Origin of the sequence: Kribbella sp. NPDC050470 (assembly GCF_044458365.1) — a bacterium.
Taxonomy (GTDB): Bacteria; Actinomycetota; Actinomycetes; order Propionibacteriales; family Kribbellaceae; genus Kribbella.
Genome location: NZ_JBITHV010000001.1, coordinates 716,452 through 729,619 on the forward strand (window position 1 = coordinate 716,452; position 13,168 = coordinate 729,619).

Consider the following 13,168-nt stretch of genomic DNA (forward strand, 5'->3'; position numbering starts at 1 on the left):
GGTCAAGCTGTGCCGGATCCTTCCCTGAGCTGGCGGCGGAGCCGGTCAGTGGCTGCGTCGGTGGCTTCGGTCAGGGTCGGCCCTTTCGCGTGGACGTGGATCGGCGTCCCGTCGACGATGGCCTCGACCTCGATCCCGGCCGCCTCCTCGTGCTTCTCGTTCGCCAGGGTGACGACGACGTGCAGGTGCTGGACGCGGTCCGGTGTCCAGTTCAGGACGTGGTCGATCTTCGCGGTGGCGTAGGTCGCGATGTCGCGCGGCACCGGGCCGCGCACGGTGAGCTGAACGCGACTGCCGGACTGCTCCGGTGTGGTGTTCGGTTGGGCCTTCATGGTGGGCTCCTCCTCAGTGCCGGCGCGGGATCGGGAAGGTCGTGTGTTCGGCGAGTTCGACCGCCCAGATGACGATGACCAGGGCAACGAAGACGGCGAGCAGGACACCGGCGACCGACGAGCCGGTGAGGCCGAGTGCCAGGAAGCCGGCCAGCGCGCAGGTGCCGGCCAGCGTCACGACGAACCACCCCAGTGCGTCGTACTGCTCGGCGCTCACCAGCACGTAGATGACGGCTCCGCCGGGGATCAGCGCGGCGGCGGTCATGTCCCGGGTGGTGTCGATCAACGGCAGTTCCCCCACCGCCAGGTAGGCGAGATAGGGCAGGACGAGGGCCAGAACCAGTCCCGTGGCCAGCAGATCCCGCAGTCTGACCTGCATCTCCACCCCCTCCGTCATCTCCGACGGTAGGAGCCGGGCGATCGCCCGGTCAGGGCCGAAGGTCCGTTCCCGATGGTGCCTAGTTCCCTGGGACAGGGCGATCAGGCGAGCTGTGGTGGAGGTAGGAGGAAGTACAGCAGAGAGGAGAGACTATGACGACACTCCAGCACCGGGACAACCGGCGCCAGTTCGTGGACCTGTTCGACTGGGCCGAGAGCCTGCCGAGCATGTTCGCCTGGCCGGCCACGTTGCGTGGCGTCCGGCTCGAGGAGTTCACCGAGGACGGCAAGTACGTCGTCCGCGCCGAGCTGCCCGGGATGGACCCGGCGAAGGACATCAAGGTCGAGGTCGCGAACGGCATGCTGACCATCGCGGCGACTCGTCAACAGGAGGAGCACGACGGATCCCGGTCGGAGTTCCACTACGGCTCGCTGACCCGCCGGGTCATGCTGCCGGACGGAGCCGACGAGGGCGCGGTCGCGGCCAAGTACGCGGCCGGCATCCTCGAGGTGACGGTGCCGATCACGGCGAAGACCGCCGAGGCGCGCACGGTCACCATCGACCAGACCGAGTGACTCCACCGCAACCGGCCCGGCCGGGGCGCCCCGGCCGGGCCCGCCGGCGGGCGTGTCCGCCACCGTGTGCGTAGGGGGCCCGACCATGGGCTGCCGCGAGGTCTACCTGGACAACCTCAAGGTCGTCGTCATCGCCGTGATCATCGCCGGTTCCGGCGCCGGCCGAAGTGAAGCGCTACTACTGGCCGGCGGGGAATCTGGGGCTCGTTCGCGCTCGCCCGGCTGCTGATCGCCCGGGTGCCCGGAGTCGGCCGGGTGCTCTGATCAGTACCCGAAGTCCCGGCGGGCGAGGCCTAGGAAGCCGATGACGAGGCCGGCCGCCGCCACGGCGCCTACGACCACGAGGGGGGTCGCGGTGACGGTGTCCAGTGGGGCGTTCGGGAGATGGACGAACGGTGAGGCCTGACGTGACCAGGTGGGCAGACGGAACGACTCGGCGAAGACCGCGACCACCGCGCAGTAGCCGACCACTGTCCACGCCACCACTCCTGCGGCTCGCGGTATCCAGCCGATGGCCAGTACGGCGATCGCGACGACGAGCCAGACGGCGGGCAGGTGCACGAGGGCGACTCCGGTCAGTCGGACGAGCTGTCCAGGATCGGAGATTGCGACTCCGTAGGCCAGGCCATGGCCGAGGCCGGCCGCGGCCAGGGCGATTGTGCCGCCGATCAGGGCGACGACGACATGACCGCCGAGCCAGGACCAGCGGCTGACCTTGGTGGCCAGTACCGGCTCGGCCCGTCCGGACGTCTCTTCGTGCCGAGCCCGCATCACGCCTGCCACGGCAGACGCCGACGCGAGCAGTGCGCAGAACAGGATCACCAGAGCGAGGTAGGAGTTCACTACGTCGACCGCACCGCCCGGCAGGAACTCGGCGATCTCGGGGTTGTTGGTGACATAGTCCTGGATGGAGTCGGTGAACGACCCGTACGCGACGCCGAGCACGAGCAGGCCCGCCGTCCAGCCGATGATCGAACCGCGCTGAAGGCGCCAGGCCAGTCCGAGCGGCGAGCCCAGTGCCCAGGAGGCTGTGGCCCGGCCTTGCCGGTAGGGCAGCAAGCCGTCTCCGAAGTCGCGGCGTTCCAGCAAGGCTACTGCAACCGACACGAGGGCTGCGCCGGCGATCACCGGTACCGCGAGAGGCCACCACCGGTCGCCGGTGTAGGGAAAGGTGCGCTGCCCCCAGCCGATAGGGGACAACCAGGACCAGATGGGGTTGCCGACGTCCCCCGCGGCTCGCAACCCGAAGGCGGTGCCGATCGCGACACCGACCGCGCCGTACACCGACCGGGGATTCTCGAACACTTGCGCGGCCACCGCGGTCAGACCCGCGAAGGCGATTCCGACTCCTGCACCCGCGGCCGCGACCAGCACGGAACCGGCGAATGGCAGACCGGTGCCGGCGGCCGCGACGAAGAGCACCAGTGCGACGGCCAGGTCGGCCAGTACGGCGAGGCACAGCGCGGACGCCAGCGGGGCGCGCCGGCCGATCCGGGTCGATCGGATCAGCTCGCCACGACCGGTTTCCTCGTCGGTCCGGGTGTGCCGCCCGACCAGGAACATGTTCATCAACGCGATCACGACCGCGAGGAACGCGAACACCTCGAAGACGACTTCACCGCCGATCGTGCCGAGCAGCCGTTCGGGACCGCTCATCGCGAGAATCGCCGTGTTCCCGGTCATCGTCTGCCGCAGGGCGGCGAGCTTTTCCGGGGTGTTGTACAGGTCCTGGCTGCCGACCGACTGGAAGGCCAGCAGCGCGCCCGCGCCGAGCAGCCACCACGGGAGGCTGCGGCGTTCCTGCCACAGCATGAAGCGCAGGAGAGTGCCGGTTCCCGCCGCCGTGCTCACGACGTGGTCTCGCTGTCGTAGTGACGGAGGAAAAGCTCCTCGAGCGTCGGCGGCGTACTGGTCAAGCTGCGGACGCCGAGGACGGACAGCTGCCGGATGGTCTCGTCGAGGTGCGCGCTGTCGACGTCGAAGGCCGCCCGGTTGCCGTTGACCGCCAGGTCGTGCACACCGGGCAGCGTCGTGAGCCCGTCGAGCGGACGCTCCGTCTCGACCGAGATCGAGGTGCGGGTGAGGTGCCGTAGCTCGGTCAGCGTGCCGCTCTCCACGGTCCGGCCGAGCCTGATCAGGCTGACCCGGTCGCACAGCGCCTCGACCTCGGCCAGGATGTGGCTGGACAGCAGCACGGTGCGGCCTTCGGCCTTCACCTCCTCGATGCAGCGCTGGAACTCCGACGCCATCAGCGGATCCAGGCCGGAGGTCGGCTCGTCGAGCAGCAGCAGTTCCGCGTCCGAGGTGAGCGCGGCGATCAGCCCGACCTTCTGCCGGTTGCCCTTGGAGTAGGTGCCGGCCTTCTTCCGCGGATCCAGGTCGAACCGCTCGAGCAGGTCGTCGCGACGGCGCCGGTCCAGCCGGCCGCGCAGCCTCCCCATCAGGTCGATCACCTCGCCGCCGGTGATCCCCGGCCACAGGGTCACGTCGCCCGGAACGTAGGCCAGCCGAGCCCGCAGCGCGACGCCGTCGGTCCAGGGGTCGCCGCCGAGCAGCCGGACCGTGCCGGCGTCCGCACGCAGCAGGCCGAGCAGGATCCGGATCGTGGTCGTCTTGCCGGAGCCGTTCGGCCCGAGGAAACCGTGGACCTCGCCGGTCGTCACCTCCAGGTCCAGTCCGTCCAGCGCCCGCGTCGGCCCGAACGTCTTCACCAGCCCCGTTACCGAGATCGCCGAGGTCATCCACGCCTCCCCAGAGTGCCTGCCTACGAGTTGCCGATCAGTACGACGATGCGCCGTGGCCCGTGCCGCCGCAAGGGGGGCTCGCGCCGACGAGGTCCAGCCAGGAGCGGAGTACGACGGGATCGGCCGGCCCGCTGTGCAGGCCGACGTACCCGTCGGGGCGGACCGCGACGAGGTCGCCTCCGGGCCGGCTGGTCAGGCGATGAACGTGGACTCGCGGGCCGAGGGGGTCCGGCTGCTCGGTGTCGCGGGAGAGCAGGAGATGGATTCCGGGGCTGGCTGTCAGTTCGTGCAACCGGACTGTGCGGCCGTCACAGGTCACCGTTGCGTCCGGCAACCGATCACCCGGCTGGAGCTGCCGGTCCGCCGGAGCTGTACCGACCTGTGAGAGTGGGCTGCCGTGGTAGTTCACTCGGAGCTGGGACAGTGTGCGGACGCCTTCAGCCAGCAGCCGTCGCTGCCGCATCAGCAAGGGCGCCGCGGGGGCAGCCAGCGGAGCCAGCGTCCCGCGCAGGAACGCCGGCAGCGGGTGCGTCGACGCCTCGGCGAAGAAGATGAGATGCGTCATCGCCAGCACCTTGCGGGCGACCGGCCGCCGCTCCCGGTCGTACGAGTCGAGCAACTCGGAGCATCGTTCGCGGTCGGCGGCGTACGCGAGCTTCCAGCCGAGGTTGACCGCGTCCTGGATCCCGGTGTTCATGCCCTGCCCGCCGGCCGGCGAATGCGTGTGCGCGGCGTCGCCGGCGAGGAACAGGCGACCGTACCGGTATGCCGCGGCCAGCCGGTGCTGCAGCCGGACCTTGGCGGACCATCTGACCTCCGCGATGGTGGCAGCCAGCCCCGAGTCGGCGATCAGCCGCTGGAGCTCCGGTGTCGGCACGTCCCCACCCGGCTGGCCGAATGCTGCGTCCGGCGCGCCACGGACCGGGCGGGTCGCGAGCAGACGCCAGGTCGCGCCCTCGCCGAGCGAGAACACGAATAGCAGCCCGTTGCGTCCGGCAGCGACATGGACGACGCCGGGGGAGAGGTCACCGGTCAGTTCGACGTCGGCGAGAACGACCTCCTGGCGGTACGACGCACCTCGCCAGCCGATCCCGGCGAGGCGCCGTACCGTGCTGTCCGGGCCGTCGCAGCCGGCCACGAACCGGCACGTCGTGTCCTCGATGCCGGCCGCCGAGCGGAGCGTCGCCCGTACCAGGCCGCCGCCGTACCCGGTGAACGCGGCGTCGGTCAGCTCGACTCCTCGCTCGATCGTCACGCCGCGCCGGGCCAGCGCTTGCGCCAGGACTTCCTCGACATCGGCCTGCCGTACCAACGTGAGATGCGGGAAGGCCGTGTCGGGCAGGTCGAGGCCGGACAGCTCGACCGATACCCGCCGGTGGCCCAGGTGGAGCTCGGCGCGGGGCGCGATGTCGCCGCGGTCGAGCAGTTCGCCGGTCACGCCGAGCGGCCGGAGGCACTCGAGCGTCCGCGGGTGCACGATCAGGGCACGCGACGGCCGGAACGCGTCCGGTCGTCGTTCCACCACGCGAACACTCGCGCCGTGCGCAACAGCCTGCAGGGCAGTGGTGAGCCCGGCCGGCCCGGCACCGACCACCAGGACGTCGGTCATGACAGAGCGGATGCGATCTCGTCGGACCAGGTGCGGATCTGCGGCCAGTCGCGGGCGTCGCCGACCATGGTGTCGACCCGGGCCCGGTGCGCGAGGCGCCCGGCCGCGGTGTCCGGCTGGAGGTTCCCGGAGAAGGTCTTCACCGGCGGCGCGCCGATCTTCGCGGCCAGCCGCGCGACGTCGGACGGGACCTTCTGCGCCGCATCCCGGCCAGGCCCGATCGGCCCGCTGTGGAACAACCAGACCGGCCGGCTGCCCAGCTCCCGTGCGTGGCTGCGGAGGAACCGCACGGCCTCGGGGCGCCAACGGCCGAAGTAGAGCGCGCTGCCCAGTACGACGGCGCCGTACTCGCTGACCGCCTTGACATCAGTGACCTCATGGACCTCCACCTCGTGACCGGCCCTGCGCAGCTCGGCGCCGATCGCCGCCGCAATGGTGGCGGTCGCCCCCATCCTGGTGGCGTAAGCCACCAGCACCTTCTCGGACATCAGCCTTCTCCTCCTTCAGCAGCGAGCATTGCCCCTAAGTTCATCGTGGGCACGTCGGCTCGCCTCCGCTGCGGCTGGATGGCCTTGAAAGACAGGGACTCTCGGCCCGGGTCAGCGGACGACGGCGACCGGGCAGCGGGCATGGTGCAGGAGGTCGCGGCTGACCGAGCCGAGCAACAGGCCGCGGACAGCGCCGCGTCCGCGTGAGCCGACGACCACCAACTGGGCGGTTCTCGAGGCATCCAACAGTGCGTCGGCGGCGGCCGCGTGGACGACCCTTTCCGTCACCTTGATGTCCGGGTGGTCGGCCAGGTGCCCACTGAGGGTCTCGGCGAGGACCAGTGCGCTGTCCCTCTCGAGGGCATCGAGGTCGTAGACCACGGGCACCATGTCGCCAGGGCCGGTGCTCACCGGGTCGTGCCAAGCCAGCAGTGCCGTCAGCCGGGCGCCGCTCTGCTCGACGTGCCGGAACGCGAAGTCGATCGCTGCCGTGGACCGCTCCGACCCGTCGACCCCGACAACGACCTCGCCGTCTGGCTCCGGCGTCCAGCCGGCGGGTACGGCGACCACCGGGCAGTGCGCGTGGGTCGCGACGTGGGTCGTGACCGAGCCGGTTGCGAACTCACGGAACTCTCCGAGTCCCGTGGACCCGAGCACGAGCATCGCCGCATCCGCGGCCTCCCGCAACAGAACGGGCCCGGTGTCTCCGAACACCACCTCGACCTCGACGGTCAGGCCGGGATACGCGGACCGGACGGACCGGCAGGCCTGGTCGAGCAGATGTCCCGCGGCGGTGCGGATGCTGTCCTGCCGTAGCATCACCGCGGCGCCGGTCACGCTCCGGACAATCGGCCACGGCGCCACGTGCACCACACGGAGCGGCACGAGTTGCCGCCGGGCCTCGGCGGCGGCCCAGCGGAGGGCGGCGAGGCTCGCCGATGATCCGTCGTACCCGATGAGAATGGGCTGGGTCATGTCGTCACCACCGTGATTGCTGCGAAGTAGATCGCGATCGAGAGCAGGTCCTGGATCACCGTCGCCAGCGGTCCGGATCCGAAGGCGGGATCGGCGCCGAAGCGGGCGAACAACCAGGGCAACGCCATCGCGACCAGCGTTGCGATGGACGACGCGGCGAAGACGGCCAGGCCGACTGCCACGGCGACGTCGACGTCGTTCCACAGCAGCCAGATCGCCGGCGCCGCCACGACGCCGAGCAGCGCGCCGACGAGCACGCCGGTCAGTGTCTCGCGGACGACGATCCTCCGGATCCCCACCCCGACGGACAGTCCGCGAATCACCAGGGCCTCGGTCTGAGTGCCGACGGCGTCGGCGATGTACACGACGCCGGGCACGAAGAACGCCACCAGTACTGCGCGTTCCAGCGCCTGCTCGAAGGCGCCGACGATTCCGGCGGCGGCGAGTGCGCCGGCGAGGCCGAGCAGGAGCCAGGGCAGCCGGTGCCACAACCGGTGGGGGACCGGCTCGGTGCTGGCAGTGCGGGCTTCGGCTGTGGTGTGCAGGTAGCCGCCGAGCCGGGCCATGTCCTCGTCGTGCTCGGCCAGCAGGACTGCCAGCAGCCGCTGTGGTGCGATGAGGCCACGGAAGCGACCGGCGCTGTCGACGACCGCGAGCCCGGGTTCGCCGTGCTTCACGGCCTGCCAGGCGGTGCGTTCCTGATCAGTGCCGGGGGCAACAGTGGGCGGAGCGGGATCCATCACGGCCCGCATGGAGAGATCAGGACCCGCGGCCAGCAGCCGTTCGATGGTCACCACGCCGACGAGCCGGTCATCGGCACAGACCGCGACGACCGAGGCGGTGTCGAACTGACGGCCGGCCATCCCGCGCAGCACCTCGCCGACGGTGTCGTCGGGCGCGGCGACCGGCACGGAGATGGACGCGTGCTGCGCCGCGGTCTCCAGCAGGTGATCCGGCGTGCGCGGGCTCGCACTCGCCACCGTGGCACGACGCCCGGCTGATTGCGTTCTCACTGCTCCAGCCTGCCCCCGGGACCGAGCCCGGTGGTAGGGGCGAAGGTACGGCGCACCCTGGGCCGAAGGCCCTGCCCGGGGCTTCGATCCGGAGAGACTCAGTGCGCAGGCGTCCAGGTGTGGGTCTCGCCTGGGCGTAGTAGGCGGGTGCGCCCGTAGCAGCGGGCGGCGATCGCGGGGCCGGGTTCGGGGTCGACGGTCAGGGTGACGCTCTTGGTCGAGATCTCGGCGACCACCCGATGACCGCGATAGCGCAGCACCATCCGGAGCGTCCCCAGCTTGCCCGGCCACCGCGGACCGAACCGCAGTACGTCGTTGGTCGTGGTCAGCCCGGTGAAGCAACGCTGGACGATGTCGGCGCTGCCGGCCATCGCCGCGAGGTGGATGCCTTCGGCAGTGGTCCCGGTCCGCGTCGCGTCACCGGCGTCACTGTGCAGAGCCTGCTCGAGAAAGGCCAGTGCGCGATCCGGATCGAGGGTCGCTAGTCCCCAGGCGTGGACGACGGCGCTGAGGGACGAACCGTGGCAGGTCCGGGCGAGGTAGTACTCGACGGTCGAGCGCAGGATGTCGGACGACAGCGGGTAGTCGAGTCGGTCCATCAGGCTGTACAGGTCTCGGCGCGGCAGCAGGTAGAGCAGCATCAGCACGTCGGCCTGCTTGGACACCTGGTACGACGACACGTCGCGCCCCTCGGCCTCGAGGATCCGGTCCAGCCGCCGGATGTCGCCGTACTTCTGCCGGTAGTGCGGCCAGTCCAGTTCCTCGAGTCGTTCGTAGCCCTCGAACTGGCTGATCACGCCGTCGTGGAACGGCACGTACATGCGACGGGTCAGCTCGTCCCACCGGTTGCGTTCAGCCTGAGTGAGCCCGAGCGACTCGATGAGTTCGGTACGGCGCCAGGGCGGCAGCCGGTCGAGCGCGTGGGCCGCGGCGTCGAACAGCCAGACCGCCAGCACGTTGGTGTAGGCGTTGTTGTCGACACCGGGATCCGCCCGGCCGGGATACCCGGTGTGGAACTCGTCCGGGCCGACTACGCCCCTGATCACGTAGCGGTCGCGGCCGGCGTCGTACTCGGCCAGCGCGGCGAAGAACCTCGCGACCTCCACGATGACTTCGGCGCCGTAGTCACTCAGGAATCCGACGTCGCCGGTGGTCTCGACGTACTGCCACATGGTGTAGGCGACCGCGAGACCGACGTGCCGCTGGCGGAAGGTCGCGTCCTCGGTCCAGCGCCCGGACAGCGGGTTGAGATGCAGTCGCTGGCTCTCCTCACGGCCGTCGCTGCCGGACTGCCACGGAAACATCGCGCCCGGGTATCCGCTCTGCCGCGCCGCCAGCCGCGCGGCGGGAAGCCGGCGGCACCGATACTGCAGCAGTGCACGGGTCAGCTCGGGGATCCTCAGGGTGATGACCGGGAACACGAACAGCTCGTCCCAGAAGACATGCCCCCGGTACGCCTCTCCGTGCAGGCCACGCGCCGGTACGCCGGCATCCGCGTCGATGCTGTGCGGCGACACGGTCTGCAGCAGGTGGAAGAGGTTCAGCCGGAGTGCGGCCAGCGTTCCGTCGAACGGCTCCTCGAGATCGATGGAGAAGCGTCGCCACAGCTGCGACCAGGCCAGGGCGTGGGCTTCGGTCAGCTGCTCGAATCCCGGGGCGTTGTCCAGCGCGATCCGGGTGGCCAGCTCCGGCTCCGAGATCCCGGCGTCGCGCGATCCGTGGATCGCGACGACCTTCTCCGCACTGACGACGTCGCCCGCCGTCACCTCGACGCTGAGCTCGGCGTACGCCGACGTGCTGTCGGTGCGCGTGGCCCAGTCGAAAACGTCGCCGTTGTGGAGGGCAACCGTTTTGGTGCCGACGGCCACGCGATGGTGGGACTGACAGGTGGTGGCGGTCACGATGAGTTTGTCATCGGCAACCACCGGGGTGAGGTCGGTGAGATGCCGGCCGGCGAGTTTGCGGTAGCGCTCGACCCCGGAGTTGGTGACGCCGCCGCGCACCGCGGAGCCGATCCGGATCCGGCCCGACCAGTTGACGGCGGTGACGGCGAGCGTCTGTCCGCCGAGATGGGCGTCGGCCATGCTCGCGAGGCGGCGTTCGATCCCGCGCACCTCCCGGCCGTGCCGGTCGCGCAGGAGGAAACGGCGGGTCAGGACACCCCGGCGGAGGTCGAGCTCCACGTCGTGCTCGAGGACGTCGGAATTGTCCGGGGTCAGCCACTCGCCGTTGTCGATGGCAACAGTGAGGGGGAGCCAGTCGGGCAGGTTGACCAGGCTCTCGTTCTCGACGTCGGCCTGGCCGATCCGGTCGGTCAGCCGGTTGAAGTAACCGGCCAGGTACGTGCCTGGGTAGTGCCGGTCCCCGGCCGCGGAACCGGCCCAGGCGCCGCGGCTGGCGAAGTACCCGTTGCCGACCGCGCACAGCGCCTCGCGCCGGCGCTCGTCCGCCGGGTCGTATCCGTCGAAACGAAGGAGCCAGTCGGTCACAGCGCCGTGGACCGGCGAAGCGGACACGGATGTCATGGCTCGACTCTGCGCGCCGGCCGGTGGTGCCCACCAGAGCCGAAGGTCCTGTTCGAACAGGCCGGGGCTTTCGGCGTGCCACAGCCGTGACAACCGCCTCTGCCGAGGTCATGCCCCCGGCCGGACGATCGAGATGAGAACGAAGGAGAGGCATCTGCTATGAGCACTGCACCTGTCAGACCGGTCATCCACGTCGGACTCGACGCTTCATGGCGCACCAGCGGCGCACTGGAATGGGCACTGCAGGAGGCCGAGCTGCGGCACGAGCCACTGGACTCGGTCCACGTGATCGACGAGCGGGTACGGCGGACGCCGTACTGGGAACCGAACGTCATCGACGACGCGGCGATGGACCTGGCCGGCGAGGTCCAGGCTTACCTCGACAGCGGCCCGAGCACACTCGACCACGAGATGGATCTGGTCGTCGGGCCACCGGCTGAAACCCTGGTCAAGAGGGCCGCTGGCAGCCGGATGCTGGTCGTCGGCCGGCGCGGAATCGGCGCCTTCCGGCGGCTGCTGATCGGATCGACGTCGGAGGCCGTGACGGCGGCGGCGACGGTGCCGGTCGTCGTCGTTCCGGATCGGTGGAAGGCTGCGGACCACAACGGGCCGGTCGTCATCGCGGTGGACGAGTCGGGTGATGATCAGGCAGCGATGGAGTTCGGGGTCATGGAGGCGACCGAGCGGAATGTGCCGCTGCGGCTGCTGCACGTCTGGGACCTGCCGAACATGTACAGCTGGGAGGCGGTGAACTCGTCAGGCCTGGCCGCGGAGTGGGAAGCGGATGTCCGCAGGACGTTCCAGCAGATCGCGGAGCAGTGGCGCGCCAAGTACTCGGATGTCTTGATCGACGTCGACGTGTGGCGCGGCCACCCGGTCGACTGCATCGTCCGGGCGGCGGAGCGCCACGATGCCCAACTAGTTGTCGTCGGCAGTCAGCGGCGCCGCCGACTGCCCGCCATGCGGCTCGGCTCGGTCGCGCGCGGTGTGGTGCAGCACGCAACCCGCCCGGTCGCCGTCGTACACGAACCTGCAGGCCGCTGACAGCGTCAGGTGCTGGCCACTGGATCGTGAGGGACGACCGCCGCGGGGGTGAACGGTTGGACGACCTCGGTCCGCCAGAACTGTGGGTCGTCGGTCGGCGGGTCGTGGTAGACCTCCCAGGCATCACCGGTGCGGACGCCGTCCTGGGCTTTCAGCCACTCGTCCACGGCCTCGTAGGTCTCGCCCAGTCGCTCGTACGGGCCGATGTGCCAGGCGACCACGACGCGACCGCCCGGAAGGACGGAAGGCTCCACGTGTTCGTCACCCGCGACGCGTGCGTCGACGGGGAACCCGACCTCCATGTCGAACCTGTGGTCGGGCAACAGGTGGTACCTGGCGACCGGCATACCGCGCGGGGCGATGCCGGTGGCACGCAGGTAGGCGACGACCCGGTCGAACGCGGCCGGGATCCAGGAACCCAGCTCCTCGCGATCCAGCGTCGCCTTCATGACTGCAATGTGCTGTGCGGGAACAGTCCGCGACTCGATACGCATGGTTTCCTCCACCTTCAGGGTGTGCCGACCGGCCCGCCTCAGGCAGCGGCAGCGGTCCCGCCCCGGCAGGACCCGGCGGGGATGGTCAGTTCTCGGTGCCGGTGAGGGCGAAGCGCTCGACGCGCTGGAGATGTCCACCGGTGAACGCGACGATGGTCAGGGCCGGATCGGTCGCGCCGCGGAAGCTGATGCTCGTCGACCACGGCTGGTTCTCGCCGCCGGCGGGTACGCCGGGGGCCCGGCCGATCGGTTGCTCGCTCGACGGCTGCCGCACCTCGACCACGATCGACTCGTCGACCCCGGTGATCCGGCCGCCGACGGTGATCGGTGAGGTCACCTTCGCGCCGTACGCCGGCCGCTCGACGGTCAGCGTGGTGTCCCGGCTGCCGACGACCTCCCACGGTGCGTCGGCACCGGTCCCGATCCGGGCCAGATGCAGTACGGCGGCCACGCTGAGCTGCCCGTTCGGATCGCGATACCCGACCGCCACCCAGGCCTCGGAGCCTCGCACCGACCGGGACACCACCCGATCGATCTCGGTGAAGCCGAGGTAGCCGGTGGTGAAGGCCAGCGCGGTCCGGCCGGCGTCCAGGTGCCAGGGTTGATGGCCACCCGACCGATACGCCTCCTGCCAGGCCTGCGCCTCGGCCATCGAAGCGAACGGCCACAGCGGCTGGTACTCGAACGTGACCGGGGTGGAGCTCGTCGGCGCCGGAGTGCTCGGCGTGGCACTCGGTGTCGCGCTCGGTGTCCTGCTGGTCGTCACAGTGGGCGCCGGAGAGGCTGTCCCCGTCGGCGGCCCACCCGGCTGCACGGTTTCGTCACCACGAAGCAGAACGATCGCCAGGGCGGCCACCAGGACGGCCGTCGTACTGATCGCGACAGCCGCAATGGTCCGCAGCCGCCGTAGCCTCCGCTCATCGGGCCCAGGAGAGGATCCACCTGACCCGGTGCTGGCTGTTGTCATCTTCTCCTCCTGCCAGTCGGATC

At 70.3% G+C, this 13,168-nt stretch carries 13 protein-coding genes; 2 read left to right on the forward strand and 11 right to left on the reverse strand.

Translation table 11 applies throughout. From position 1 onward, the window contains the following. Positions 1-2 precede the first annotated feature (2 nt). Together ACIBGM_RS03350 and ACIBGM_RS03355 are read right to left on the reverse strand one after the other, a co-directional pair. A complete protein-coding gene (locus tag ACIBGM_RS03350; protein ID WP_360516928.1) occupies positions 3-332 on the reverse strand; it encodes an HPF/RaiA family ribosome-associated protein in 330 nt (109 codons plus the stop codon). Positions 333-345: 13 nt separating this feature from the next. Next, positions 346-729 carry a hypothetical protein gene (locus tag ACIBGM_RS03355; RefSeq protein WP_360516931.1) on the reverse strand — a complete coding sequence of 128 codons (384 nt, stop codon included), beginning with the start codon at positions 727-729 and terminating at the stop codon, positions 346-348. A gap of 134 nt (positions 730-863) precedes the next feature. Between ACIBGM_RS03355 and ACIBGM_RS03360 the strand changes: the two genes are divergently transcribed. Beyond that, on the forward strand, positions 864-1,286 hold the full coding sequence (locus ACIBGM_RS03360) for an Hsp20/alpha crystallin family protein (RefSeq protein WP_396384343.1): 423 nt from the start codon (positions 864-866) through the stop codon (positions 1,284-1,286). A gap of 264 nt (positions 1,287-1,550) precedes the next feature. Here ACIBGM_RS03360 and ACIBGM_RS03365 read toward each other — a convergent pair whose 3' ends face one another. From ACIBGM_RS03365 to ACIBGM_RS03395, 7 genes are all read right to left on the reverse strand, one after another. Next, on the reverse strand, positions 1,551-3,137 hold the full coding sequence (locus ACIBGM_RS03365; RefSeq protein ID WP_396384344.1) for an ABC transporter permease: 1,587 nt from the start codon (positions 3,135-3,137) through the stop codon (positions 1,551-1,553). Continuing rightward, the gene (locus ACIBGM_RS03370; RefSeq protein ID WP_360516940.1) at positions 3,134-4,027 is read right to left on the reverse strand and encodes an ABC transporter ATP-binding protein; all 894 of its coding nucleotides are present in this window, start codon (positions 4,025-4,027) and stop codon (positions 3,134-3,136) included. Before ACIBGM_RS03370 ends, ACIBGM_RS03365 begins: the two co-directional genes overlap by 4 nt. A gap of 37 nt (positions 4,028-4,064) precedes the next feature. After that, positions 4,065-5,639, reverse strand: a complete 1,575-nt coding sequence (locus ACIBGM_RS03375; protein WP_396384345.1) for an FAD-dependent monooxygenase — start codon at positions 5,637-5,639, stop codon at positions 4,065-4,067. Continuing rightward, positions 5,636-6,127 (reverse strand): flavodoxin domain-containing protein, encoded by a 492-nt coding sequence (locus tag ACIBGM_RS03380; RefSeq protein ID WP_360516946.1) that lies wholly within the window; start codon positions 6,125-6,127, stop codon positions 5,636-5,638. The genes ACIBGM_RS03375 and ACIBGM_RS03380 overlap by 4 nt, the downstream gene beginning before the upstream one ends. A 111-nt stretch (positions 6,128-6,238) precedes the next feature. Next, positions 6,239-7,102, reverse strand: a complete 864-nt coding sequence (locus ACIBGM_RS03385) for a universal stress protein (protein WP_396384346.1) — start codon at positions 7,100-7,102, stop codon at positions 6,239-6,241. Beyond that, a complete protein-coding gene (locus tag ACIBGM_RS03390; protein WP_396384347.1) occupies positions 7,099-8,115 on the reverse strand; it encodes a magnesium transporter in 1,017 nt (338 codons plus the stop codon). The genes ACIBGM_RS03385 and ACIBGM_RS03390 overlap by 4 nt, the downstream gene beginning before the upstream one ends. Positions 8,116-8,213: 98 nt before the next feature. Continuing rightward, entirely contained in the window at positions 8,214-10,640 is a 2,427-nt protein-coding gene (locus tag ACIBGM_RS03395) for a glycoside hydrolase family 65 protein (protein WP_396384348.1), read from the reverse strand. A gap of 159 nt (positions 10,641-10,799) precedes the next feature. On the opposite strand from ACIBGM_RS03395, the gene ACIBGM_RS03400 reads away from it, so the two are divergent. Continuing rightward, positions 10,800-11,684, forward strand: a complete 885-nt coding sequence (locus tag ACIBGM_RS03400; RefSeq protein WP_396384349.1) for a universal stress protein — start codon at positions 10,800-10,802, stop codon at positions 11,682-11,684. 5 nt (positions 11,685-11,689) lie between these two features. Here the strand turns inward: ACIBGM_RS03400 and ACIBGM_RS03405 are convergent, their stop codons facing one another. Both ACIBGM_RS03405 and ACIBGM_RS03410 read right to left on the reverse strand, forming a co-directional pair. Then, positions 11,690-12,178 carry a GyrI-like domain-containing protein gene (locus tag ACIBGM_RS03405; RefSeq protein ID WP_396384350.1) on the reverse strand — a complete coding sequence of 163 codons (489 nt, stop codon included), beginning with the start codon at positions 12,176-12,178 and terminating at the stop codon, positions 11,690-11,692. Between the two features lie 85 nt (positions 12,179-12,263). Further along, positions 12,264-13,145, reverse strand: a complete 882-nt coding sequence (locus tag ACIBGM_RS03410) for a hypothetical protein (protein ID WP_396384351.1) — start codon at positions 13,143-13,145, stop codon at positions 12,264-12,266. Positions 13,146-13,168: the final 23 nt, after the last annotated feature.

Coding starts and splice junctions, on each gene's coding strand:
- ACIBGM_RS03350 (WP_360516928.1), bottom strand. CDS start 332: ATGAAGGCCCAACCGAACACCACACCGGAGCAGTCCGGCAGTCGCGTT.
- ACIBGM_RS03355 (WP_360516931.1), bottom strand. CDS start 729: ATGACGGAGGGGGTGGAGATGCAGGTCAGACTGCGGGATCTGCTGGCC.
- ACIBGM_RS03360 (WP_396384343.1), top strand. CDS start 864: ATGACGACACTCCAGCACCGGGACAACCGGCGCCAGTTCGTGGACCTG.
- ACIBGM_RS03370 (WP_360516940.1), bottom strand. CDS start 4,027: ATGACCTCGGCGATCTCGGTAACGGGGCTGGTGAAGACGTTCGGGCCG.
- ACIBGM_RS03375 (WP_396384345.1), bottom strand. CDS start 5,639: ATGACCGACGTCCTGGTGGTCGGTGCCGGGCCGGCCGGGCTCACCACT.
- ACIBGM_RS03380 (WP_360516946.1), bottom strand. CDS start 6,127: ATGTCCGAGAAGGTGCTGGTGGCTTACGCCACCAGGATGGGGGCGACC.
- ACIBGM_RS03385 (WP_396384346.1), bottom strand. CDS start 7,102: ATGACCCAGCCCATTCTCATCGGGTACGACGGATCATCGGCGAGCCTC.
- ACIBGM_RS03395 (WP_396384348.1), bottom strand. CDS start 10,640: ATGACATCCGTGTCCGCTTCGCCGGTCCACGGCGCTGTGACCGACTGG.
- ACIBGM_RS03400 (WP_396384349.1), top strand. CDS start 10,800: ATGAGCACTGCACCTGTCAGACCGGTCATCCACGTCGGACTCGACGCT.
- ACIBGM_RS03405 (WP_396384350.1), bottom strand. CDS start 12,178: ATGCGTATCGAGTCGCGGACTGTTCCCGCACAGCACATTGCAGTCATG.
- ACIBGM_RS03410 (WP_396384351.1), bottom strand. CDS start 13,145: ATGACAACAGCCAGCACCGGGTCAGGTGGATCCTCTCCTGGGCCCGAT.